Raw genomic sequence first — 24,138 nt, forward strand, 5'->3', positions numbered from 1 at the left:
CGTCACTTTTCCGTTCCGTCAGCTCTCGCGGTTCTTTACGGCGTCGACTATCCTGCGGACCGCTTCTTCCACGGGAACACCGTTATCCTGGCTGCCGTCCCTGAACCGGAATGACACGGCGCCCGCTTCGGCATCCTCACCGCCGGCAATCAATACAAAGGGAATCTTGTCCTTGCTGGCTGTACGGATCTTCTTCGGGAAGCGATCCGAGGAAATGTCCACCTCGGCACGGATGCCTGCAGCCTTCAACTGCCCGACGACGTCAAACATGTAGTCGTTGAATGCCTCGGCCACGGGAATGCCAACTACCTGGACCGGAGCAAGCCAGGCCGGGAAGGCCCCGGCATAGTGTTCGGTGAGCACACCCATGAAGCGTTCAACAGAACCGAAGAGCGCCCGGTGGATCATGACGGGACGCTGGCGCGTTCCGTCGGCCGCCTGGTATTCCAGTTCGAAGCGTTCGGGAAGATTGAAGTCCAGCTGGATGGTGGACATTTGCCAGGTCCGGCCCAGCGCGTCCTTCGCCTGAACCGAAATCTTCGGGCCGTAGAACGCGGCTCCACCCGGATCCGGCACGAGTTCCAGCCCGGAAGCGGCTGCAACCTCGGAAAGAGTACGGGTGGCTTCTTCCCAGGCGGCGTCGTCACCAACGAACTTCTCTTCGTTCTTGGTGGACAGTTCCAGGTAGAAATCGTCCAGGCCGTAGTCCTTGAGCAGGCCGAGGACGAAGTTCAGCGTGGTAGTGAGCTCGTCCTTCATCTGCTCGCGGGTGCAGTAAATGTGGGCATCGTCCTGTGTCATGCCGCGAACACGTGTCAGTCCATGCACAACGCCGGACTTCTCGTACCGGTACACCGAACCGAACTCGAACAGGCGCAACGGAAGTTCACGGTATGACCGGCCGCGAGAGCGGAAGATCAGGTTGTGCATGGGGCAGTTCATCGGCTTCAGGTAGTAGTCCTGGGCCGGCTTGCGCACCGTGCCGTCCTCGTTGAATTCGGCGTCCACCTGCATGGCAGGGAACATACCGTCCTTGTACCAGTCCAGGTGGCCTGAGACCTCGTACAGGTGACCCTTGGTGATGTGGGGTGTGTAGACAAATTCGTAGCCGGCGTCCACGTGGCGTTGGCGGGAGTAGTCCTCCATCGCCTTGCGGATGATCCCGCCCTTGGGGTGGAACACCGGGAGGCCTGAGCCCAGTTCATCCGGGAAGGAGAACAGATCCAACTCGACACCGAGCTTGCGGTGGTCGCGGCGCTCAGCTTCGGCGATGCGCTCCTGGTAGGCCTTCAGTGCTTCCTTGGTAGGCCACGCGGTTCCGTAGATACGCTGCAATTGCTGGTTGTTCTGGTTGCCCAGCCAGTAGGCGGCCGAAGAACGCGTCAGCGCAAAAGCGTTGGCGATGATCTTGGTGTTCGGAAGGTGCGGACCGCGGCACAGATCGCACCAAACGCTTTCGCCGCTCTTCCTGTCCACGTTGTCGTAGATGGTGATGTCACCGGCGCCGACTTCGACGTTGACGCCTTCAGCGGCGTCGGAGGCGTCGTTCTTCTTGCCGAGTAGTTCCAGCTTGTAGGGTTCGCCGGCCATGGCTTCGCGCGCTTCGTCTTCGGTGACCACGCGGCGGACGAACTTCTGGTTCTGGTTGATGATCTTCTGCATCATCTTTTCCAGCTGGCGCAGGTCTTCCGGAGTGAAGGGCTCGGAGACATCGAAATCGAAATAGAAGCCGTCAGTGATGTACGGGCCGATGCCAAGCTTGGCATCAGGGCGCAGTTGCTGCACGGCCTGGGCCATGACGTGCGCGGTGGAGTGACGGAGGACGTTGAGGCCATCGGGAGATTCGATGGTGACACCTTCGACGTCGGCGTCGGGGGGGAGGACCTGGTCGAGGTCCTTGAGTTCGCCGTTGACACGGGCTACAACGACGTCGCGGCGCTCGAAGAAGAGTTCCGCGCCGGTAGTCCCTTCCGTCACCTTTGTCTCTTCGCCATCGACGATGAGGGTGATCTGTTGGGCATCTGACACGGGTGTCTCCTATTCATAGTTAAGGCTTCATAGCTTGTGGCGTACGGGGACCACAGCCAGCCACCGTCAATCGTATCCGCTCCGGCGAGGGCGGCCAAAGCAGCACGCCGGGCCGGGATTCAGGGTGTTCAGCTTCCCAGCCCGGTAATGGCAAGGTTCCGTGAAATGCCGTGGAGGGGGCCGGGAATCGTGTATTCGTCTGTCGGCACTTCACCGCCGCGGATGAGTTCCGGATAAGGAAGCGATTCGGGCCGGCCAAGGTCCCAGGCCTTGCTCGCGCTCAGGCTGATTCCCCTGGGACCTGTCCTCCTGGTGGTTCCCCGGATCAGCAGCAAGCGTGTGCCGAACAGCAACGGTCCCGATTCTTCCTGGGCTTCGTGAAAGAAAACCGAATCCACACATCCAGTGCCGTCATCGATACTGATGAAGACCACCCGCCGCCCACCGCGCATGGGAGGGGTTTGGGTGGCAACGCGCACCCCGGCCACCAGGACCTCCGTTCCGTTGCGCAAGCCAAGGAGTTGGTCGGCCGTCGTCACTCCCAATTTCGCCAGGAGGGGCCGGTGGCTTTCCATCAAGTGTTCGCTGACATCCACGGCCATGAGGTCAAGCTCTGCCCTGACATTTTCAATCATTGTGGTGGGAGGAAGTTCCGGGGCGAGGTTCTTCAGCTCGACATCTCCCAGTGCAAACGACAACTGCCCTTCGATGACACCGTTCGGTTTTTTTGAGGGATTGTTCTGCATGGCTTGGAGATGCTGAACAAGGTCAGCACGGTTCGCCTTTCCACCGGAGTCTTTGTGCAGGGCATCAAAGGCGCCGAGTTGGGCCAGTCTTTTGATGTTTGGCTTGCTCACCCTGGCCCGGGTCCTCAGATCGGCCAAAGAATCGAAGGGCTGCCCGGCAACGATCCTCTTCAGCTCAGCCTTTGAGAGCCCGTAAATACCCGACAGGCTCAACCGGATGCCGAGTTTGCCATGGTCCGGGCCTTCCACGATTTTCTCAACCCTGTACTCAGCCTGGCTCCGGTTGATGTCCAGCGGCAGGATGGGAATACCGAGCCTGCGGGCTTCAGCCACCAATAGCCGCTTGGGGTACATCCCGGGATCATGCTCCCACAGGCCCGCCAGGAAGGCTTCGGGGTGATGGGCTTTCAGCCAGGCCGACTGGTAGGTAGGAACAGCAAAGGCAGCCCCGTGTGCCTTGCAGAACCCAAAGCTGCCAAAGGCCTTGAGCGTGCCCCAGACCTTGTCCACCACTTCAGGGGTGTAGTTCCTGATCGCTTCCCTACGGAAGTACTTCTCCACCTCGGGTTCACGGACTTCATCACCGAGTGCCCGCCGGAATTCATCAGCCCTTGCCAGTCCGCACCCGGTCATGACATCGAAGGTCTTCAGGATCTGCTCATGGAACACCGTCACACCATGGGTTTCCTCCAAAACTGGTTTGAGGTCCTGATGCGGGTACACCTCAGGTGCAAAACCGTGCCTGTGCTCCAGGAAGGGACGCACCATATCCGACTTCATGGGCCCGGGCCGGAACAAAGAAATATCAATGATGAGGTCGTTGAATTCACGCGGGGCCATCTTCCCGATGAGTTCCCGTTGACCCGGCGACTCGATCTGGAAACACCCCAATGTGTGGGTGCTGCGGATCAGTTCAAACGTTGGCTCGTCGTCGAAAGGAACGGCGTTGAGCTCAATCCTCCCGTCCTCGTCAATGAAGTCCGGCCCTGAGCCTTCCGGTCCTGCCGGGTGCCTTCCTGCAGCAACCACTTCGGCTTTGGAAGGATGCAGCCGGATTACCTCCCTTACGGCGAAGGCCATTGCGCTTTGCATCCGTACCCCCAGGACATCCAGTTTGAGCATGCCCATGGGATCCATGTCGTGTTTGTCGAACTGGCTCATGGGCAAACCAAGGCCGCTGGGCTGGACAGGGGTCCGGTCAAGGAGGGTGGCATCTCCCAGGATGACGCCACAAGGGTGCATGGAAATGTGCCGGGGCAGCCGGTCCAGCCTTTCGGTCAGGTCCACCAGGAGGTCGAGTTGCTGGTTCTCCTCCATTCCTCCGCGTTCCACCCGGCCAGCAAAGTCACGAAGCTCAGGCTTTTCCACCAGCGCTTCGCGGAATTTCCTTGCGGAGAATCTCCAGAGCTGCTTGGCGATATCGCTGACTTCGCCTTCATCCATCCCCAGCGCCATACCGGCATCCCTGACAGCACCACGCGCCCTGTACCCGTTCTGCATGCTCATGAGGGTCACCCGTTCAGACCCGAACCGATCAAAAATCTTCCGGTACACGTTGTGGCGTTCCGCGCTCTCGACGTCGATGTCAATGTCAGGAAGTGTTGACCGGCGTCCGGACAGAAACCGTTCAAAAATGAGGTCGTGGCGGATGGGATCAACCTGGCTGATGTCGATCAGGTAATTGACCAGGCTGGAGGCCCCTGAGCCACGTGCGGCAACCCTGACGCCCATGTCCAGGATCATCTTGGAAACCTCTGCCACGGTAAGGAAGTAGGACCCGAAGCCGAGCCTGCCAATGATCCCGAGTTCGTGCTCCAACCGCGAGCGCACCCGGTTCTCCGCTTCCGTGCTGAGGCCGGGGAAACGTCTGGTGATTCCTGCTTCGCAGCGTTGGGTCAGTTCCACCATGGGGTGGTTGTCGATGCCAATGATGGAGGCCTCGGGCACGACGGGTTGTTTCCATCCCATGTCCGGAACGGGGTCAATCCGGCATTTGTCGGCGAGCGCTTCAGTGTTGGTGAGCAGTTTGTTCAAGTCTGCTTGCCCAAGGCCTGCTGCGTTCATGATTTCTTTGCCGAGCTGGAGCATGTGGTGGCGGTTTTTCAGCCATCCCTGCCCGGTGGGTTGGAGCATGGGCGCGGTGGAGAGCTCGGGGAGGGATTTCAGGGTGCGTGCTGAGTCGAGGACGTCGGCGGTTGCCGCGCCGTCCTGGGCGCAATAGCGCACGGCGTTGCTGAGGATGGCCGGGACGTTGTATTCGAGGGCGAGTTTGAGCATGCGGACGGCATGGGCTGTGCTGAGGGGTTCGCCCGGTGCGCTGAGGTGGGACACGGTTTCAGCGACGATGGTGCCTGGTGGCATGGCGTCGATCCATTGTTTGAAGAGGGTTCTGGGCCTCAGGTATTTTCGTCCGCCCATGGCTCTTCCGACATCGGAGTCCGGTCCGATCATGACCGTGAGGACGGGTTTGAGGGTTGTGGGGTCCAGGGTCCTGGAGGCAAGTTCTCCCCTGGTTACTGCTACGGGGACTGCTCCTCCGGCTTTTCCCGAGGTGCGTGCGTGGGCATCCGATACCAAGCGGCACAGTGCCCGGTATCCGGCACCGTTGTTATGGCCGTGGGCCAGTACGACGACGCGGCCCGCGACCTGGGTGCGGTGGTCGCCGTCGTCGTCGAAGACTGCCAGGTCAACGCCGACGATGGGGTCGATGCCTGCGTCCATGCAGGCTTTGAGGTGTTTGACGGTGCCATAGAGGCCGTCCCTGTCTGTGCAGGCGAGCGCCGTTGCTCCGTCGGCTGCGGCTGTTTGGGCTAGTTCGTCGGGCCAGGAGACGCCGTAGTGCGCGCTGAAGGCGGTTGAGACGTGCAGGTGGGTAAAGCTCAAGGTTCACGCTGCTTCGTCTGGTTCGACGGATCGGGCCGGGGCGGCGTCGTGGATGCGGAGCAGTCTCCACCGGCCGCTGCCGAGGTGCCGAACCAGGTCCAGTGTGATGGCTTGGCCGCTCTGTTGTGGTTGAAGCTGGACCCGCCAGATCTCGTGGTCGACCAGGCCTGCGCCGCCGCCGATGGGTGCACGGTTTTCTTCGACCCACCATTGGCGGCGTTCGAACCAACGGACGGGCTCGTTGGTGACGGTGTAATGCGCCCCTTTCCATTGAACTTCCTGTGGCTGGCCTGTTTCCGTGCAGATCACTCCGACGGACTCGCTGAACAGCCCCATTTCACACCTCGTTACGCCGGTCCGGTTTGATTCGAAAGTATGTTCGAACAATTCCAGTTTACGCCGACGTACGGGCAAAACCTACTTCGAAGTTCCCGCCTGTGCAGAAGCCTTGGAGACACGCTTTCCAACCCGCCTCAGCAAGCCATCACGCCACGGTTGCATTCCTTGCGCCAGCGCGACTCTTCCCATAAGGGCCGAGGCGAGCCTTAGCTGCTGGGTGCGGAGGACGCGCTTTCTGCCATAGGCGGCGAGCGCGGAATCCAGGGGTTGTTCGTTGAGCAGGTCCCCTAACGTCACGGCATCGATGAGCGCTTCGCAGGCGCCCCTGCCCAGGTTTGGTGTCATGGCGTGGGCAGCATCCCCCACCAACACCACGTTGCCCCGGGAGTAGCGGGCCAATGGCGGGGTTGTCCAGATGCGTTGGGCCAGGGAGGTTTCCGGTGACGCCTGGGCAAGAACAGCCTTTACGGCCTCCGAGTATCCGGCATAGCGGCGCCGGGTAACGTCCAGGGCTTCGAGGACATCCACCTTGTCCGGTCCAAGATCCGACCGGTAGGAGGCATACCAGTTGGTTCCGCCTACCGCTGGTGCCAGGCCGAAGATCTCTCCCCTGCCCCAGTACTCGCCGACATCACCGGCCTGGGGCGTGCTTGGGACCACTCCCCTGACGGCCAGGTACGGGGTTGGCCTGGCGGCGCTCCGTTGGCCCCAATGGCTTCGCCGGACCACACTGTTGACCCCGTCCGCACCCACGGTCAGCCACGCTCCACCCGGAACACTGTCAACCCTGCCCACCACGCGGCTTACCGATGACGGCACCGCCGTGCTCAACAGCCTCAGCAGCTCGGGCCGGGATATGCCCACCAGCCCTCCCCCTTCCATGGACAGCACCGCTTCTCCCTGGGGGCTGCGCAGGGCTCCGGCTGTGATGACGGATCCCCGGCTCCGCACAGGACCGAGGATTCCGATTTTCGACAAGGCATCCTGGGCTCCGGGCCACATGGCCAGTGTTGTCCCCACGGTTGGCAGCTGGGGCCTTTGTTCGTACACCGTGACATCGAACGCGCCCGGGTCCAGTCTTGCTGCGAGCGCCAGGCCGGCAATGCCCCCACCGATGATGTTCACCTTTTTCATGCCCACACTATACTACTACATTTGTAGTAACAACAGGGAGTGAAGCTAGACTTTGGCCATGGCCGACCGACGAACCCAGCTAGCCGACGCCGCGCTCGCCGTCGTCGCCGAGCAGGGCCTCAAAGGACTGACCCACCGTGCCGTCGATGCCCGGGCCGGCGTCGCCCTCGGAACCACGTCGAACTACTTCCGCAACCGCGCCGCCCTGGTGGGTGCCGCCGTCGACCGCGTTGAAGAACTGGACAGCCTCCTGCTGCAAGGTGACCACAGGGAGCTTCCGACGACGACGGCGGCCTTGGCGGAGCAGCTCGCCGCTGCGGTCATGGGACTCACCGATACGAACGCCCCGCTCACCAGGGCGCGATTCGTCTTCGCCCTCGACCAGCCCGAAACAGTGGCCGCCGGTCATGAGCGGCTGGTCTCCGCTTTGGCGCAGCTGCTCGAACGCCTGGGATTATCCGATCCCCGGGCCCGCGCCGAAGCGGTATCCGATTACAGCGACGGCCTGGCCTTGCACCTGCTCACCGCACGCAAGGGCAAAGGCGTCGACAAGGCAGCTGTCGCCAAGAACATCCAACTGCTCCTGGAAGGGTGAGCGGCCCTGGATGACCCGGAGGGGTGGACGGCAGCCGGTCCGCAGAGCAGGATTGTGGCATGAGCACCAATGACGCACTCCTGAAGCAGGTCAACATCTCCGCCGCGGACGACCACCTCGTGGCCCGATTCGAAATTGACGGCAACATACCAGGCTCCGGCGCTTACGTCGTGGGCCTTGTTGCTGCCAGCGAAGACTACTCCTCACAGCGCCGGCTCGGCATCGAGTTCATGAACGGCGAAGCGATTTCGTTCTATTCCTTCAACCACTCGCTCAGCGCGGAGGAAAACTACGACATCAAAGGCGTGGAGCATTCCGGCAACGTCATCACCGGGAACTTCCCCATGTCCGCCATCCACGGACTCAGCAAAGGCCACGTCATGACCGCCTTCAGCGAAGCTGACGGCCGGGAATTCCAGTCCGGCGTACCGGTGAACGAAGCACTCTGACTCTCAGAAGAGTCCTTCCACCGGTTCGATAAGTTCCGGTGAGTTGTTGCGGACATTTCCGACGGCGGTCCCCACCGGGTCCAGCGTCCAGTCAGCAGCAGCATCGTGCGCCCTCGAACGGACCATGTCCACCAGCCCTGCGGCGTCCTTCTCCCGCGGATCCAGCCATGCCTCCATTGTCTCTGTGCTCATCGGCAACGGAACACGGTCATGGAGCGCAGTGAGTTCGTCGAACACGGAGGCGCTGCGCCGTGTTCGGGCCGAGTCCGCCGTCGGAGTGTCTGCGGTGAGGATGGACATCGACAGCAGCCAGCGGCCCGGATCGTCCGCCGGTGCCGCCTGGTCCCGCCACCACTCATACAAACCGGCAAACACCAGACCGTGCGCGTCGCCCGGATGAACATAATAGGGCTGCTTGTTCTTTCCCTCGCCCTTCTTCCACTCGTAGTAGCCGTCAGCCGGCACCGCACACCGGCGGGCCACAGCAGCCTTCTTGAAGGAAGGCTTTTCCAGAAGGGTCTCACTGCGGGCATTGATGAGCCGCGCCCCGCCCTTGGGATCCTTTGCCCAGGAAGGCACCAGCCCCCACTTGGCTACATGGAGCTGCCTCTTGACGTTGTCATCGACCAACCGCTCCAAAACGATCGGAACCGCGTCCGTCGGGGCAACATTCCAGGACTTCTCCAGGGCGATCTCGTTCTCAAGTTCGGCATCAAAATCGGCAAGCAGGTCTCCCACCGCACGGGCCATTACGTAACGTCCACACATGGCAACAGTCTGCCCTTTCCCGGGAAAACGCACCAGCGTGGGCCTGTGAGGCAACCCGTCTTCGTCGCCGGACGGGAATTATTCGGCACCGGGTTACCGTTGTTACGAACGAACCACTCCGTGCAAACGACAAATACTGAGGAGAGCTCTGTGGATTTCACTCCCGACTCCGGCACCATCACCATGTTCTCGACCACCTGGTGCGGCTACTGCAACCGCTTGAAGAAGCAGCTGGACGCCAAGGGCATCGGCTACACCGAGATCAACATCGAAGAAGTAGATGGCACGGCCGAACTCGTCGAGCAGCTCAACGGAGGCAACCGCACGGTACCCACCGTCCTCTTCCCGGACGGCACGGCCGCGACCAACCCCTCGGCGTCCGAGGTGGAAAGCCGCCTCGCCGCCTAGGTCCATCCGCATACGGCCGCTGGGCCCGCTCGGAACAATCCGCACACTGTCTGCCACCTGTGATAGACAGAATGGGAATCCGTAGCGGGCCCTGCTGCACTAACCGGGCCCGCCCTCCGCGAGCCCGAAGGGAACCACTCCAATGGTCCACGCAGTCAAAGGCGTCGTCGTCCGCTCCAAAGGCGCACCCGCAACCCTCGAAACCATCCTTGTGCCCGAACCCGGCCCCGGCGAAGCCCTGGTGGACATCCTCACCAGCGGCGTCTGCCACACCGATCTGCACTACAAGCTCGGCGGCATCAGCGACGACTTCCCCTTCCTGCTGGGCCACGAAGCAACCGGCGTGGTCAGCGCGGTCGGCCCTGACGTCACGGAAGTAGCCCCCGGCGACCGCGTTGTCCTGAACTGGCGTGCCGTCTGCGGCAACTGCCGCGCATGCAAACGCGGTCAGGCCCAGTACTGCTTCAACACCCACAACGCCACCCAGAAGATGACCCTCGAAGACGGCACCGAACTCTCCCCGGCGCTGGGCATCGGAGCCTTCATCGAAAAGACCTTGGTCGCCGCAGGCCAGTGCACCAAAGTAGACCCCGACGCCGACGCTGCCGCCGTTGGACTGCTCGGCTGCGGTGTCATGGCAGGGCTCGGCGCAGCCCTGAACACCGGCGGAGTCAAACGCGGCGATTCAGTCGCCGTCATCGGTTGCGGTGGCGTGGGTGTCGCAGCCATCGCCGGCGCCGCGCTCGCCGGCGCCACCACCATCATCGCCGTGGACATCGACGCCAAGAAGCTCGAACGCGCCAAGGACCTGGGCGCCACGCATACCGTTGATTCCTCCGCAGGGGACCCCGTCGAGGAAATCCGTGCTCTCACCGGCGGCTTCGGCGCAGATGTGGTGATCGACGCCGTCGGACGTCCCGAAACCTACAAGCAGGCCTTCTACGCACGCGACCTGGCCGGCACCGTCGTCCTTGTCGGCGTTCCCACGCCGGAGATGACCCTCGAACTGCCCTTGCTGGACGTTTTCGGCCGCGGCGGGTCCCTCAAATCCTCCTGGTACGGCGACTGCCTGCCGTCCCGCGATTTCCCCATGCTGGTGGACCTCTACAAACAAGGCAAGCTGGACCTGGACGCCTTCGTCACCGAACGCATCACCATCGACCAGGTGGAAGAGGCCTTCGACAAAATGCACCACGGCGCCGTCCTGCGATCGGTGGTTGAACTGTGAGCACCGATAACCTCAGCATCAGCAACGTCGTCACGTCCGGAACTTTCTCCCTGGACGGTGGCACCTGGGACGTGGACAACAACGTCTGGATCATCGGCGACGACTCCGAATGCATCGTCATAGACCCCGCCCACAACCCTGCCGCGATCTTGGACGCCGTGAACGGCCGCACGGTCACAGCAATCCTGCTCACGCACGGACACGACGACCACATCAGCTCGGCAGGCGAATTCCGCGAACTGGTCAAAGCACCCATCCACCTGCACCAGGACGACTGGATGCTGTGGGAAACGGTGTTCCCCGGGCAGAACCCTGACGCGGCCATCACGGACGGCCAGGAGTTCACTGTGGCCGGTACACAGCTCACGGCAATCCACACGCCCGGTCATTCACCCGGCTCGGTGTCCTTCCACCTGCCCAGCGAAGGCACGCTCTTCAGCGGAGACACCCTTTTCCAGGGCGGACCAGGCGCAACAGGGCGTTCCTACAGCGACTTCCCCACCATCATCGAGTCCATCAGGACCAAACTCCTGACACTGCCCGAAAAGACCGTTGTCCGCACGGGCCATGGCGACACCACCACCATCGGCGCGGAGAAACCGCACCTGGATGAATGGATAGCTCGCGGCCACTGACACTGCGCCTCAACCCTCCTTGCCGGCCGCCCCCTCGAACTCCGGGGCGGCGGCCGGCTCAAGGCGAATAATCACCGACTTCGAAGCAGGTGTGTTGCTTTCGTCTGCTGTCGAGTCCAGCGGGACGAGAACGTTCGCTTCGGGGTAGTACGCAGCCGCGCAGCCCCTGGCGGTCGGGTACGCAACCACCCGCAGTTTACGCAGAACCCGGTCCACGCCGTCGTCGGCCTCGCTGTGAACGTCCACGTAGGAGCCGTCCTCATGACCCAACTCCCCAAGGTCCTGGGGATTGACGAACAGAACCATGCGCCCCTTCCTGATACCCCTGTAGCGGTCGTTCAACGAATACATCGTGGTGTTGAACTGGTCATGGGACCGGATGGTCTGCAAAATCAGCCGCCCTTTCGGCAGCTCGATGGTCTCCAGATCATTGACCGTGAACATGGCCTTTCCGGAGGGGGTCGGGAACGTCCGGCTGTCCCTGGGTCCGTGCGGCAAAACAAAGCCATCTTTCTGGCGAATACGATCATTGAAGCCGTCAAAACCTGGCACAACGTGCGCGATATGGTCGCGGATGGCGTCGTAGTCGGACCGCAAACCCGACCAATCAACCGGCACCTTGCCGCCAAGGACCGCTTCAGCCAAACGGGTAACAATGGCGACCTCGGACATCACGCCGGCAGCGATCGGCTCCAACGTACCGGCGGAGCTGTGCACCGCGCAGACCGTGTCCTCCACAGTGACGAACTGCGCAACCCCAGCCTGCCGGTCTATCTCCGTGCGTCCCAAAGCGGGCAGGATCAGCGCTTGCTCACCAACCACCACATGTGACCGGTTCAGCTTGGTGGAGATCTGCACGGACAAGCGCGTCCGCCTGACGGCTTCCTCCGCCACCGCGGTGTCCGAAATCGCGTGGACGAGGTTGCCACCGAGCGCCACCAACACTTTGATCCTGCCGTCCCGCATACCGCGGATGCTGTCCACTGCGTCAACGCCGGGATTCCGGGGCGGATCGAAGCCGAACTCATCCCGCAGGGCGGCAAGGAACCGTGGTGGCATCTTTTCCCAAATGCCCATGGTCCGGTCGCCCTGGACATTGCTGTGGCCCCTGATGGGAGACGGACCGGCCCCCGGCTTGCCGATGTTACCGCGCAGCAGCAGGAGGTTAATGATCTCTTTGATGGTGGACACGGCCTTCTTATGCTGGGTCAGCCCCATGGCCCAGGTGATGATGACTTTTCCGGCGTGGAGGTAGCTTCCAGCGAGTTCATCGATTTCGTCACTGCTCAGCCCTGTCGCGGCAAGGACTTCGCTTTCGCCCAGTGTTGCCAGGTGCGCGGCAAAACCCACGAAACCCTGGCATTGGGTATCGATGAAGGCCCTGTCCAGGACTGTCCCGGGCGCCGCGCTTTCAGCATCAAGGACCCGCTTGGATACTGCTTGCAACAACGCCATGTCGCCGGCCAAGCGGATCTGCAGGAACTGGTCCGCCAGGTCCGTGCCCTTTCCAACCAGGCCCCGGGGACGCTGGGGGTTCCGGAAATTGATCAGGCCCGCTTCCGGCAGGGGATTCACGGCCACGATCTTCGCGCCCGCCTGTTTGGCCTCTTCCAACGCGGTCAGCATCCGTGGATGGCAGGTGCCCGGGTTCTGTCCCATGATGATGATCAAGTCCGATGCCGCGAAATCCTTGTACGTAATCGCTGATTTGCCTACACCGATCGTCTCGCCCATGGCAACGCCAGTGGACTCGTGGCACATATTTGAGCAGTCGGGAAGGTTGTTCGTCCCGAAAGCCCGTACGAACAGTTGGTAGAGGAAGGCGGCCTCGTTGCTGGTCCGCCCGCTCGTATAGAACGTAGCCTGGTCCGGCGACTCAAGGGCGTTCAACTCCTGTGCGATGATTCCGAACGCCTCGTCCCAGCCAATGGGCACATACCGGTCCGCGCCTGCAGCTTTGTACACCGGTTCCACCAGACGGCCCTGCTGGCCGAGCCAATACTCCGGCCGGTGCGCCAACGAAGCCAAGGTATTTTCCGCCCAGAAAGCGGCAGGGATCCTCAGAGGCTCCGCCTCCCAGCCGATGGCTTTGGCGCCATTCTCACAAAATTCAGCACGTTTGCGTTCGGGGGGATCGGGCCACGCACAGCTCATGCAGTCAAAGCCTTCTTTTTGGTTGACAGCCCGGAGTGTCTTCCAGGCCCTCACCGGCCCCATGGACGACATGGCGTGCGGCAGTGTCTCAGTCAAGCTCGGCAAACCACCAGCGGACCGTTTGGGTGGACCGACGCTGAGTTCCGCGTCGGAATCCTCTATGGGATGCTGTTTCCGGCCCATCGCTACACCGCGATTCGCGTGATTGGGTAATTGATCACCCCAGCCTAAACCCGGCGTGCAACAGGCTCAACGAAGCTGAGGCGGTCAACCCGCAAGACTGCGGAAGTCGCCGTCGACCACGTCCGCATAACCGCGGTAAGCCTCGACGACGGCGGCCTCCACGGTGGTGACATCCAGATGCGGCACCAGATCATTGGCAGCGCCGGCAGTTGCCGGGTCCCACTCCAGGCCGAGTGCGCCGTAACTGGCTGTGAGCACGTCCCGGATGGGCCCGGAGTTTTCCACCACGATCACCGAACTGAACAACCAGCCGCCGGAGACCACCCGCTGGGCGGTGCCGATGAGCTTGATCCGGTGGGCGGGAAAATCAGGGTCCTCGCCGTACACGCTGAACTCACCCGGGCAGTACTCCCCCGGGATCTCGCCGACGGCGGCATGGACGCCAACGCTGCGAAGGGCACTGGCCAGCAGCTCCCCGAACTCCGAGAAGCGCGCCTTTGCACGGACAATGGCGTCCGGATGCGGCTCGATGTGGTCTATCACCAGGCTGCCTTGGTGATAGGCCGCAGCACGGCCTCCTGCCTTGCGTATGAGTGGCTCGAAGCCCAGCTCCCGGCAGGCTGTTTCCGCAGCGGCGAATCCCGGCAGGTTGGCGTCCCGCTGGCCGAACGCGACCGTGGGTTCGGGACGGTACAAGCGAAGGGAAGGGCCCAGCTGGCCACCGCGGGCACGCTTCAACAGTTCCAGGGCAAAATCGAGGTCGCCGGCAGCTCCGAGGGATTCCTGTTGCCGGTAAACCGTGAGTTGCTTGGGGGTTTCGGCGGCTGCCTGCATCAGCTTTTCCTCAGCGTCAGGATCTGCTCGGCCCTGCCGAAGGGCCCGTGGACGTCATGAAGGACCGTGGAGGTCAACCCGATTCCATCGGCGCCAAACGAGACCTTGTTGTCCATGCCCAGCCATTCGCCGGAGGGCGAGCGATACATGTGGATCTGCAGGTCAACGTTCGGGAAGATGTAGCTGTCTTCGCCAGGCGGAACACGTGCCGCAATACCGTTGGCAGTATCCACGAGGCCCATCAGCCTGGCCAGGTCCGTGCTGTCCGCCTGGTCCGTCAGCGGATGGGACGTCCGGATCCAGACCTTTCCCGAACCGGGTCGGTGCCCCTCGGCAAGACGCATCTCCAGGGACCGGATATACCCGCCTGGCCAAACGCTGGCACCATCCCAGGGCTTGCATTCGTCCGGGGCAGGCAGGGGTTCGTCCTCCACCGCCGCAACCGCGCTGGTATCGCTGGTGATCATCCGCCAGGCCGCAGCCCGAATGGCCACGCGACCGGCTGCTGAAAGTTCAGCCTGAATCAGTTCGATGGTCTTTCCCGGCCTCAGCGTCGAGGTGGTGACCTGAAACTCGCCACCGGGGATGAGGCCCAGGATTTCATAGCTGATCCGGGCAAGACGGACATCGCCCCTGGGCTCATGCCGAACCAGGGCATCGGCGAGGATGCCCGAGGCCGGTGCCATGTGTTGTTCGTGCGGATTCCAGGCGCCTTGGGCGTGGATCGTCGAGCGGAAACGGCCATCACCCAATGATTCGTAGTAGAAATCACCGTCCGCCAGTTCCGGTAATGCAGTAGTCAATCCGAGCCTTTCGCCGATCCAGCAGTAGAACTCAGACCACTGTATCCGGTGATTTGCGTGCCGCCCGACGCCTGCGGATCACAACTACCCAGACAACCGCGGCAGCCACCACAACCAAGCCGATGGCCGCTCCAAGCGGCGATGTTGCGGCGACAGCCAGCCATGCCTCAAGCGCTGCGAGCCCAATGGTCGCATAGAGGAAAGCCCAGATCATCGATCCCGCTATGGCGGCCGGCAGGTAGCGCCTCAGCGGCATGCGCGCCACTCCGGCGGCCAGGTTGATGGCCGTCTGCAGGCCGATGGTCAGGAAAGAAAGCACGACGGCGTAGGGTCCCCATCGCTGTATGAGGACTTGGGCGCGGGCCGCTTTGGGCCGCTCCAGCGATGCGCCGAAACGGGTATGGGAAAAGCCGGTAACTGCCCCACGACCAATCCAGTACGTGACATTGACACGGATCATGACGATGGCGAACAGCGCTGCCAAGGCGACGCCGAAGGGCAAACTCATGATCTGGTCCACTCGACTTAGGCTACCCTAAGCCCCGGCGCTTTGAAGATTCGCTCACGGCAACGGCAGTAACGGAACCCTAGGATGGATCCATGGATCTCCATGAGGCCGCCCAGGAGCTGTATGCCGTGCTGCCTCGCGACTTCACCTCCGCACGAACGTCGTTGGTGCGCGTGGCCAAAGAAGACGGTAACAAGGAACTCGCACAAGAGATTGGCCGCCTGCCCAAGCCGGCCGCCGGCGCCTGGGCCATCAACATGCTGGCAGCCCACAGGCCGGAGGTGATTGACGGCGTCGTGCGTTTCGGCGCCTCCCTGCGCGCCGCCCAGGAAGAATCGGATGCCGCGGCGTTCCGCGAGCTCAGCCAGCAGCGGCAGGGGCAATTGACGTCCTCCGTCCACGCCGCAAAGGAACTTGCCGATGAATTGGGCGCGCCACTGAGCGCGGCCGCGGCATCGGACGTGGAACAAACACTCAGGGCAGCCATGGCCGACGCCGGAGCCGCGCGGGCCGTAGGCACGGGGAGGCTGGTGCGGGGGCTGAGCGGAAGTGGCTTCGAGTCCGTAGACCTGACGGACGCCGTCGCAGCGGCCTCTGCGGAGGACATCGCTGGCTCCGGCAGCGCGGCGGGGACCGAAGCAGGGCCGGCCGCGGAGCCAGTCCGGAAGAAAGCAGCTGCTGCCAAGGAAGCGGCAAACAAGGAAAAGGAACCGAAGGAACAAGCACCCAAGGAACAAGCAACTTCCCTGGCCGATCGCCGCGCGGCAAAACGTCAGGCTGCCTTGAAGCAGGCCCAGGACGAATTCCAGGCCGCCGACAGGGAGGCACAGGACGCCGAGAAGAAGGCTTCCGCGGCGTGGGAGGCCGTCAACGAGCTGGCTCGCCGGCGCTCGGACGTCGAGGCGGAAATTGCCGAGGTGAAGAAACGCCTGGCGTCGCTGGAAGCCGACCTCATTGGCCTTGCGCGTGATGCGGACTCCGCGGAGTCCGGCAAGAAGCTCGCAGTCAGGACGGCAACCCAACTCCGACGCAGCGCAGACCAGGCCCAGCGCCGCGTCGACCGGCTTGGCTAGCCCTTCGTCTTCTTGCCCACCGTCTTGTCCAGGTCATGGGTTGCCGGCCCCTCAAGATATGTCCCTTCGGGCGTGAACCTTGAACCGTGAAGCGGGCAGTCCCATGATTTCTCGGCGTCGTTCCAGGTCAGCAGGCCGCCCAAGTGGGCACAGCTGGCGGAGACCATGCAGACCTTGCCGTCCACGGTGGAAACCGCGGCGGGTTCGCCTTTGTACAACCCAACGACGCCGGTCCCTTCGGGTGGATGCGTCTCGTCTGTAATTTCGGGGTTCTTTCTGACTTTCGCCTTATCTTCGATCATTCGTTTCGCGGTACTGGCGTTGAGCCTCACGGCTTGAAGGGCCCCTTGGGGTGACGTCACCCGGTGATGGATGGTGGTGGCCCAGTCGGACTGACCGCCCAGAATGTCAGAGGTGATGGACAATGCAGCGGCGACGCCGTTGCTCATCCCCCACTTGTTGTAGCCGGTGCCGAAAAAGATCCTTCCGCGTCCACGGGGCAGCTTGCCGAAGAACGGCATGAGGTTGGTTGCCTGATAATCCTGTGCCGACCACCTGTGGGTGACCTCGGCGCCGGGGTAGTGCTGGTTGGCCCATCCCAGCAGGTCATCGAGATGCGACTGCGGCGACATCGCGCGGCCCGCGGTGTGGCCGTACCCGCCTACCAGGAGCAACTCGCCGTCAGGAGCGGGATAGGTACGCTGGGACCGGGTGGGCGCGTCGATGGACAGGTACATCCCTTGGGGTATGTGGCCCGGCATGCGAAGGGCGGCCGCGTAGGAACGGTTGGGTTCCAGCTTGGCGAAGTACAGGCCGCGGTCAAGGATGGGCGTTCCCGTGGCCACCACAACAGTGTCGGCCGTAAACGTGCCCCGGCTGGTGGAAACCCCAAGGGGCAGTTCTGAGCCCACATTCCGGACCTGCACGCCTTCGACGATCAGGCCACCGTGTTCCCGGATATCACTGGCGAGGGTCTCCAGGACATCCATGGGGTGGATCTGGGCCTGGTCTTCCAGCTCCAGCGCCTCCACAACCGGGAACGGCAATCCGGGATCGCGGCTGAAATGGACATCCAAACCCGCGTCCCGCGAAACGGCAGCTTCCTTCCGGAGCCGCTGGCCGCCGTCGTCGGTGGTGGCGAAGGTGACCGCGGTCCGGCGCTGGAAGGGGACGCCCTGCTGCTCCATGTACTGGGTGAGCCACGCCTGCCCCGTCTTGTTGGCTTCGACATAGGCCCGGACCACTTTGAGCGGATATTGGCCGCGCAGGGCCGACAACGCCCCACCTTGCAGGAGGCTCACTTTGCCCGTGGTGTTGCCGGTGGTCACCGCCCCCAAGGTGCGCGCCTCGAAGACCACCACGCGCTGACCGGAACGGGACAACAACAAAGCCGCCACCATGCCCGTCAACCCGGCACCCACAACTATCGTGTCAAAGTGCTTTTCTTCGGGGACGGCATCGGATGCAAAGCGGGACTCCCTGTCCAACCACAGCGATTTCATGGATCGACCTGCCTCTCAATTCCGCTGGCACGCGGTAGGGAAACGCTAGGCCGGTCTCTGATGCTTATCAAGGGGTGGCAGCACCTGAGGCCAATGCCGCTGCTCGCCGAAGCTCAGGGTCGGGATCTTCAGCCCAGCGCTCCAGCACGCGTTCAGCGCGTTCCCTTGCCCGGCCTTCCAGCCGTGCCAGCAGCGGACCCACCACATCAGTGGCAAGCGGGTTCACCAGCTCCCTGGTGCCGGACTGCCTGATAAAGCCTTCGATCCGGGTGAGGTCTGTGTTAATGAGGACACCTACTTTGCTCTGCAGCAACACCACCGCGGCCAGACGGCGCTCAAAGACCGGCTGTTCCCACAATTCGGAGCTGAGCGCCGTGATCTCGTCATGGCCGAGGTTCTTGTAACGCTTCAGCGCATCCCGGATTGTCCCGCGAACGGCCCCCACGGAGGCGCCATACACTTTCAAGGCTTCGCCGAGACGCGCACTGGCCTCTTCTGCCCGCTCCCACGTCGATTCCATCTGCAGGGTGTAGTCCACGAATTCGCCAGCTTCACTCACCCGTCTATTTTGTCAGTGCCCGGTCTTAGCGTGATGACACCAGCAATCGACAGGAGCAACATGCCGTCCAAAGAGCTCGCAACCGAGGCCTCGTTTCCAGGCGTGCCGGCTGCGTCCTCCATGCCCGATTGGTACCCCACACTGCTCAACACCGTGGCCCGGGAAATCCGGGTGGGCAGGACCCGCGCCCAGGCCGCTGCCAACTCGGAGTTGCTGAACTCGTACTGGAGCATCGGACGCCAGCTCGCCGAGCGTGAATCCGAGCAAGGCTGGGGAGCAAAGGTGGTCACCCGCTTGTCCGCCGACATCCGCACCAGATTCCCTGAAGCCAAGGGCTTCTCCCCCAGGAACCTGCGCTACATGAAGAGCTTCGCCCAGGCATGGCCCGACTTTCCAATGTTGCAAGCGCCGCTTGCAACATTGCCCTGGTACCACCAGATCGCCTTGCTCGAAAAGCTCGACGACGCCGCAACGCGGCTTTGGTACGCAGCGGCGGCTGCCCGGCATGGCTGGTCGCGCAACGTGCTGACGCACCAGATCTCCACCCGCCTGCACGAGCGGTCAGGGCAAGCGATCACCAACTTCAAGGCCACCATGGTCCCCGCGGACTCGGACCTCGCCCAGCAGGCAACCAAGGACCCCTATGTCTTTGACTTCCTATCCATGACTGACCGTCACACCGAACGGGACCTGGAGCTGCAGTTGGTGAAGCACGTGGAGAAATTCCTTTTGGAACTGGGCCAGGGTTTTGCTTTTGTGGGCGAGCAGGTCCGTCTGGAGATTGCCGGTGACGAGTTCTTCGCCGACTTGCTGTTCTACCACCTGAAACTGCGCTGCTACATGGTGATCGAGCTGAAGGCCGTGAAGTTCGAGCCCGGCTTCCTCGGCCAGTTGGGTATGTACATGGCAGCGGTGGATGACCTCATGGCGCACCCTGACGACAAACCCACGATCGGGTTGCTGTTGTGCAAGGAGAAGAACAGCGTCGTGGCCGAGTACGCCTTACGCGGCTTCAGCGCACCTGTGGGCATCGCGGAGTGGCGGACTTCCCTGGCCGACTCGTTGCCCGAGGAGTTGGTTGCGAGCCTGCCCAGCATTGAGGCCTTGGAAGCCGAGCTGGCAAGTGACGCTGCCCGGCTACGGGGTTAGCCCGTCGGCTAATAATGTCGGTGCCTCCTGTCAGAGTAGGAACACGGGACGAAAGCCGGAGACACCAGTGGGTGCAGGAGTCAGCGCCGCGCTGATGCCGGTTCCGTCTGACCGGGAGTTTCCCGCCGTTCCAGGCTCAGCCACTCCCAGCTCGATAAGCAGGGATCTGATCAACCAACTGCGGCTACTGGAAGACTGAAGTCGGCCATCTCGGGACTTCAGGCCAAAATCACTGTGGCTTCGACCTTGCCCAACGCGCTGAGCAGGCTGAGGCCGGAGTCCCGGCTTCCGAACGTGGCAAGGGTGTAGGCGCGCAAGTGGCGCTCGCCCGGCGGGAATCCCCAAACCGTGGCTCCCGACTCCTTGGCTTGGCCCGGGCATTGGTCACGGAGATGCCACACACCATGGCCGCCGTGGATGCGGGACCGTTGAATGAGTGGAGAGCCACCCTCCTCCTCAAGGAGACCGCCTGCTTGTCCGTTGAGGATCGGGCGGCCGTGGATGAAGAGCTCGCGCCGGATACCGGAACCTTCGAAGGCGCCGGGGACAAGGCCATCGTTGCCGCTGCGAAAGCCGCAGCCTATCGCCGTGATCCGCGTTCGGTAACCCAGCGGGCTGCACGTGCCGCGAATGAGAGGACCGTGAGTCTGCGGCCGGCACCTGACACTATGACCATCCTGACCGCCCTGCTTCCTGTAGCCCAAGGCGTCGCAGCCTACTCGGCACTCACGCGGTCCGCCGACTCAGCCCGGTCCCGTCCTGGTGGTGAGCAACGCGGTCGGGGCCAAGTTATGGCCGACACCCTGGTTGAGCGGATCACCGGTTCATCCGCCGGCTATTCCGGGATTGACCTGCAGCTGGTGATGACAGACCGCACCCTCCTGGCCAACGACTCCGAACCGGCGCGGCTGACCGGCTATGGGGTTGTCCCCGCCCAGTGGGCCAGAGACCTTGTATCCACAACGAAGACCCTCGGCGATCCCGACAGTGATTTCCATGTTTGGCTTCGCCGCCTCTACACAGCCCCCGGCACCGGGGAGCTCATCGCCGAGGACTCGCGGTCCCGCTTCTTTCCGCAGGGAATGCGCCGCTTCATTGAGGTTCGTGACAACCTGTGCCGGACACCGTACTGCGACGCGCCCATTCGGCACATCGACCACATAGTCCCCTGGCGTCGTGGCGGATCCACCTCGCTGGACAACGGCGCCGGACTTTGCGAAGCCTGCAACCACACTAAAGAAAACCCGGGTTGGAGCAGCAAAACAGAGCCGGGCCGGAACGACACCGACTCCGTCCATACCTTGGAAGTCCGGACGCCCACCGGGCATAGCTACCGTTCCCAGGCTCCTCCCCTGCCGGGCCACCTGCGTGTCACGGCAGGTGGCACCTGAGCTGGCTACTCCCCTACAGGGAAAGCCACTCCTTCACCCACCACACGGAGGCAAAGTTCCGTGCCCGGCCTGGTGATCGACGCGTTCCAGTGCCGGATGGTGATGATCTCGCCACCGCCCGGGTAGCGATGGCTTTGGCCCTGCCCGGCCCCATCCAGGGCCGTGTAAGCGCCCAGCTTGATGCGCACCGTTGTTTCGGGTCCGAAGTAGTCGGTATCGACCACAACGCCACGGATCGGGCCATCCGGGGCAATCCGGATTTGTTCCGGGCGCAGCATGAGCTGGACCTTCCCCTGGGCCGGTGGTCGCCGGACGGCAATGCCACCGAGGGAACACGTCGCCAGGGAGCCCTCCATCCAAGCGTCGAGAATGACTGCTTCGCCCAGGAATTCTGCCGTGGCCCGGTCTGCCGGACGGGTGTACACCACGAAGGGGTTGCCGATCTGGGCCAGCCGCCCGCCACGCATGATGGCCACTTGGTCGGCGAAGGACAAGGCCTCTGCCTGATCGTGGGTGACCAGGATGGTGGTCACTCCTGCGGCGTTGAGAACTTTCGCCACGGCACGGCGGGTGGCCACCCTCAGGCCTGCGTCGAGGGCCGAGAAGGGCTCGTCCAGGAGCATCAGTTCCGGTTCGCGTGCCAGCGCACGGGCCAAGGCGACGCGTTGCTGCTGCCCGCCGGAGAGCTGATGCGGACGTCGCTTTGCCATGGCGGGGTCCAAGGAGACCATGTCCAACAGTTCTTCCACACGGGCCCGCACAGCCCGGCGGCCGCCGTCGAGCTTGCCGGCATCCAAACCGAAGGCGACGTTCTGTCCAACGGTCAAGTGCGGGAACAGTGCACCGTCCTGGGCAACGTACCCGACGTGGCGTTTATGCGCCGGGACCTTGACTCCTTCTCCTGCCACGGGAAGGCCGTTCAAGCTGATGGAACCGGTGTTCGGATGTTCGAAGCCCGCGATGAGCCGAAGCAACGTGGTTTTACCGGAGCCGGACGGGCCAACGATGGCGGTGGTCCCGCCGCGGGCGACCGAGAGGTTCACTCCTTTAAGGACAGCCTGGGAACCGAAATTCTTGGTGACCTCGGAAATGTCCAGGTGTGAGTTCGTGGTCGGGGCCACGGAGGGTGCCACCCGGGGCGACGGCAGTCGGGAAGGGGCTTGTTCTGTCACTGTCCGGCTACTTTCTTGGACTGTTGGAAAAGCAGGTATGTCATGGGAGCCGAGAGCAGGATCATCAGCAAGGCATAGGGAGCTGCCCCGGTGTAGTCGATCTCGCTGCTTTTGCTCCAGAATTCGGTGGCCAGGGTCCGTGTACCGTTGGGCGCCAGGAGCAGCGTGGCCGTCAGTTCATTGACAATGGCCAGGAATACCAGGGCCGCTCCCCCGGCAGCGGCCGGGGCCGTGAGCCGCAGCGTCACCTTGAAGAACGACACCAAGGGGGCCTTGCCCAGGGATTGCGCAGCTTCGTCGAGTTCCTTGGGAGCCTGCGCGAGGCCGGAGCGCAGGTTGACCAACGCCCGGGGAAGGAACAGCAACACGTAGGCCGCAACGAGGACTCCTGCCGTCTGGTAGACACCTGGCACCACCCGGATGCTGACGGTCACAAAGGCCAGGCCAACGACAATTCCCGGAAGGGAACTGGTGACGTAGTTGGAGAGTTCAAGCAGCTTGCTGAACCAGCTGGGGTGCCGGACAGCCAGATAAGCCATGGGGAAGGCAACCACAGTGGTCACAGCCGCTCCGACAGCCCCGTACAGGAGGGTCTGAAGAAGTGCCGGAAGGAATTCCTCCGCCTCCCAGACCTCGGCGCCTCCTGCCATCACCCACTTCAGGACAAACCAGAGCGGCAACCCGAATGCCAGCGCAGTGAGCGCCAAGAGGCTCAGTTGGGCCGGCAGCTGGTAACCACCCAGCGGCAGCTGCGTGGTCTTGCCTTGGGCACCCGATCCGATGCGTGCATAGCGCGCCGTTCCGCGGCTCTTCACTTCAGCAAGGAGCAGGAACAGGCAGAGCACCACCAGGACGCTGGCCAGCATGTTGCCGGCGGCACCGTTGAACGTCGACTGGAACTGGACCATGATCGCCGTCGTGAAAGTGTCGAAGCGGATCATGGCGAAGGCGCCGTACTCGGCCAGGAGGTGCAGTCCAACGAGCAGGGCCCCGCCCGTCATGGCAATGCGGAGCTGGGGCACGACCACCCGGAAGAACACTGCCCACGGACCCAGCCCAAGGGAGGCGGCGGATTGCTCGATCGCCGGGTCCAGGCGGCCAAGCGTGGCAGCGGCGGGTATGTACACCAGCGGGAAGTAGGAAAGGGTCGCTATCAGCACCCCGGACCACAGCCCCTCAAGGGACGGCACGGCCGAAACCCAGGCGTAGCTGTTGACGAATGCAGGGATAGCCAACGGGGCAGCCAATGCAACGGCCCACCAGCGGCGCCCCCGGAGCGTTGTCCGCTCCACCAGCCACGCACCACCGACCCCCAGCAGCAAGCACAGCGGGATGGTGATGACGGTCAGCAGGATCGTGTTGAGCAGCAGCTCACCCACGCGCGGGCGGACGATGAGCTGGACGGCGGTGTCCCAGCCGGTCGCGACGGTCATGTAGACGACGTAGCCCAGCGGAAGAAGCGAAAACAGGGCTATCAGCACTGCCAGGATGGACACGGTGGAAACGCCGAAAGGCGGGCGAGGGCGTTTGCCCTTGCCCGCCGTCGTCGTGCTTTCCGTTCCTTGTGGTCGGGAAGCCGGGAGGTCGGTGATCACAG

General features: G+C 63.0%; 20 protein-coding genes and 1 pseudogene. 8 read left to right on the top strand and 13 right to left on the bottom strand.

The genetic code is table 11. The features are described 5' to 3' along the window. Positions 1-18 precede the first annotated feature (18 nt). From thrS to ACNAOU_RS11915, 4 genes are all read right to left on the bottom strand, one after another. Positions 19-2,028: a threonine--tRNA ligase gene (gene thrS / locus ACNAOU_RS11900; RefSeq protein WP_055975978.1), complete on the bottom strand. Its 2,010-nt coding sequence runs from the start codon at positions 2,026-2,028 to the stop codon at positions 19-21. A 128-nt stretch (positions 2,029-2,156) separates the two neighbouring features. After that, entirely contained in the window at positions 2,157-5,657 is a 3,501-nt protein-coding gene (locus ACNAOU_RS11905; protein ID WP_306877347.1) for a DNA polymerase III subunit alpha, read from the bottom strand. 3 nt (positions 5,658-5,660) lie between these two features. Next, a complete protein-coding gene (locus ACNAOU_RS11910; RefSeq protein ID WP_039241704.1) occupies positions 5,661-5,993 on the bottom strand; it encodes a DUF6504 family protein in 333 nt (110 codons plus the stop codon). Positions 5,994-6,074: 81 nt separating this feature from the next. Continuing rightward, positions 6,075-7,130, bottom strand: coding sequence for an FAD-dependent monooxygenase (locus tag ACNAOU_RS11915; RefSeq protein ID WP_422757004.1), 1,056 nt, complete (start codon positions 7,128-7,130; stop codon positions 6,075-6,077). A gap of 58 nt (positions 7,131-7,188) precedes the next feature. On the opposite strand from ACNAOU_RS11915, the gene ACNAOU_RS11920 reads away from it, so the two are divergent. Both ACNAOU_RS11920 and ACNAOU_RS11925 read left to right on the top strand, forming a co-directional pair. Beyond that, complete coding sequence (locus ACNAOU_RS11920) at positions 7,189-7,725, top strand: TetR/AcrR family transcriptional regulator (RefSeq protein WP_055975987.1); 537 nt, start codon at positions 7,189-7,191, stop codon at positions 7,723-7,725. Between the two features lie 59 nt (positions 7,726-7,784). Next, a complete protein-coding gene (locus ACNAOU_RS11925; protein ID WP_018777776.1) occupies positions 7,785-8,174 on the top strand; it encodes a hypothetical protein in 390 nt (129 codons plus the stop codon). A gap of 3 nt (positions 8,175-8,177) precedes the next feature. On the opposite strand, the gene ACNAOU_RS11930 is transcribed toward ACNAOU_RS11925, so the two are convergent. Further along, positions 8,178-8,924, bottom strand: coding sequence for an SOS response-associated peptidase (locus tag ACNAOU_RS11930; RefSeq protein ID WP_018777777.1), 747 nt, complete (start codon positions 8,922-8,924; stop codon positions 8,178-8,180). 168 nt (positions 8,925-9,092) lie between these two features. On the opposite strand from ACNAOU_RS11930, the gene ACNAOU_RS11935 reads away from it, so the two are divergent. The 3 genes from ACNAOU_RS11935 (at position 9,093) to ACNAOU_RS11945 (ending at position 11,213) form a co-directional block, all read left to right on the top strand. After that, complete coding sequence (locus ACNAOU_RS11935) at positions 9,093-9,350, top strand: mycoredoxin (protein ID WP_018777778.1); 258 nt, start codon at positions 9,093-9,095, stop codon at positions 9,348-9,350. 142 nt (positions 9,351-9,492) lie between these two features. Continuing rightward, positions 9,493-10,578: an S-(hydroxymethyl)mycothiol dehydrogenase gene (locus tag ACNAOU_RS11940; protein ID WP_018777779.1), complete on the top strand. Its 1,086-nt coding sequence runs from the start codon at positions 9,493-9,495 to the stop codon at positions 10,576-10,578. Then, positions 10,575-11,213 (top strand): MBL fold metallo-hydrolase, encoded by a 639-nt coding sequence (locus tag ACNAOU_RS11945; protein WP_422757007.1) that lies wholly within the window; start codon positions 10,575-10,577, stop codon positions 11,211-11,213. The genes ACNAOU_RS11940 and ACNAOU_RS11945 overlap by 4 nt, the downstream gene beginning before the upstream one ends. Before the next feature lie 9 nt (positions 11,214-11,222). Here ACNAOU_RS11945 and ACNAOU_RS11950 read toward each other — a convergent pair whose 3' ends face one another. The 4 genes from ACNAOU_RS11950 to ACNAOU_RS11965 all read right to left on the bottom strand — a co-directional run bounded on the left by ACNAOU_RS11950 (position 11,223) and on the right by ACNAOU_RS11965 (position 15,695). Next, positions 11,223-13,550, bottom strand: a complete 2,328-nt coding sequence (locus ACNAOU_RS11950; protein WP_422757008.1) for an FdhF/YdeP family oxidoreductase — start codon at positions 13,548-13,550, stop codon at positions 11,223-11,225. A gap of 84 nt (positions 13,551-13,634) precedes the next feature. Beyond that, complete coding sequence (locus tag ACNAOU_RS11955; protein ID WP_422757009.1) at positions 13,635-14,384, bottom strand: lipoate--protein ligase family protein; 750 nt, start codon at positions 14,382-14,384, stop codon at positions 13,635-13,637. Further along, entirely contained in the window at positions 14,384-15,187 is an 804-nt protein-coding gene (locus ACNAOU_RS11960; RefSeq protein ID WP_422757010.1) for a thioesterase family protein, read from the bottom strand. Before ACNAOU_RS11960 ends, ACNAOU_RS11955 begins: the two co-directional genes overlap by 1 nt. Positions 15,188-15,218: 31 nt before the next feature. Next, a complete protein-coding gene (locus ACNAOU_RS11965; RefSeq protein WP_422757011.1) occupies positions 15,219-15,695 on the bottom strand; it encodes a DedA family protein in 477 nt (158 codons plus the stop codon). A gap of 92 nt (positions 15,696-15,787) precedes the next feature. Here ACNAOU_RS11965 and ACNAOU_RS11970 point away from each other — a divergent pair, with 92 nt between their 5' ends. After that, positions 15,788-16,768, top strand: a complete 981-nt coding sequence (locus ACNAOU_RS11970) for a hypothetical protein (RefSeq protein ID WP_422757012.1) — start codon at positions 15,788-15,790, stop codon at positions 16,766-16,768. On the opposite strand, the gene ACNAOU_RS11975 is transcribed toward ACNAOU_RS11970, so the two are convergent. Next, the gene (locus ACNAOU_RS11975; protein ID WP_422757013.1) at positions 16,765-18,270 is read right to left on the bottom strand and encodes an FAD-dependent oxidoreductase; all 1,506 of its coding nucleotides are present in this window, start codon (positions 18,268-18,270) and stop codon (positions 16,765-16,767) included. The two genes, ACNAOU_RS11970 and ACNAOU_RS11975, sit on opposite strands and share 4 nt — an antisense overlap. 67 nt (positions 18,271-18,337) lie before the next feature. Next, positions 18,338-18,829: a DNA alkylation repair protein gene (locus ACNAOU_RS11980; protein WP_039241721.1), complete on the bottom strand. Its 492-nt coding sequence runs from the start codon at positions 18,827-18,829 to the stop codon at positions 18,338-18,340. A 60-nt stretch (positions 18,830-18,889) separates the two neighbouring features. On the opposite strand from ACNAOU_RS11980, the gene ACNAOU_RS11985 reads away from it, so the two are divergent. Both ACNAOU_RS11985 and ACNAOU_RS11990 read left to right on the top strand, forming a co-directional pair. Continuing rightward, positions 18,890-19,978, top strand: a complete 1,089-nt coding sequence (locus ACNAOU_RS11985; RefSeq protein WP_422757014.1) for a PDDEXK nuclease domain-containing protein — start codon at positions 18,890-18,892, stop codon at positions 19,976-19,978. A 94-nt stretch (positions 19,979-20,072) separates the two neighbouring features. Beyond that, positions 20,073-21,369, top strand: a pseudogene (locus tag ACNAOU_RS11990) (HNH endonuclease). Positions 21,370-21,374: 5 nt separating this feature from the next. On the opposite strand, the gene ACNAOU_RS11995 reads toward ACNAOU_RS11990, so the two are convergent. Next, positions 21,375-22,541, bottom strand: a complete 1,167-nt coding sequence (locus ACNAOU_RS11995) for an ABC transporter ATP-binding protein (protein WP_179128430.1) — start codon at positions 22,539-22,541, stop codon at positions 21,375-21,377. Then, on the bottom strand, positions 22,538-24,136 hold the full coding sequence (locus ACNAOU_RS12000) for an ABC transporter permease (RefSeq protein ID WP_179128429.1): 1,599 nt from the start codon (positions 24,134-24,136) through the stop codon (positions 22,538-22,540). The genes ACNAOU_RS11995 and ACNAOU_RS12000 overlap by 4 nt, the downstream gene beginning before the upstream one ends. Between the last annotated feature and the right edge of the window lie 2 nt (positions 24,137-24,138).

Source organism: Paenarthrobacter sp. C1, assembly GCF_049315185.1.
GTDB classification, from domain to species: domain Bacteria; phylum Actinomycetota; class Actinomycetes; order Actinomycetales; family Micrococcaceae; genus Arthrobacter; species Arthrobacter nicotinovorans.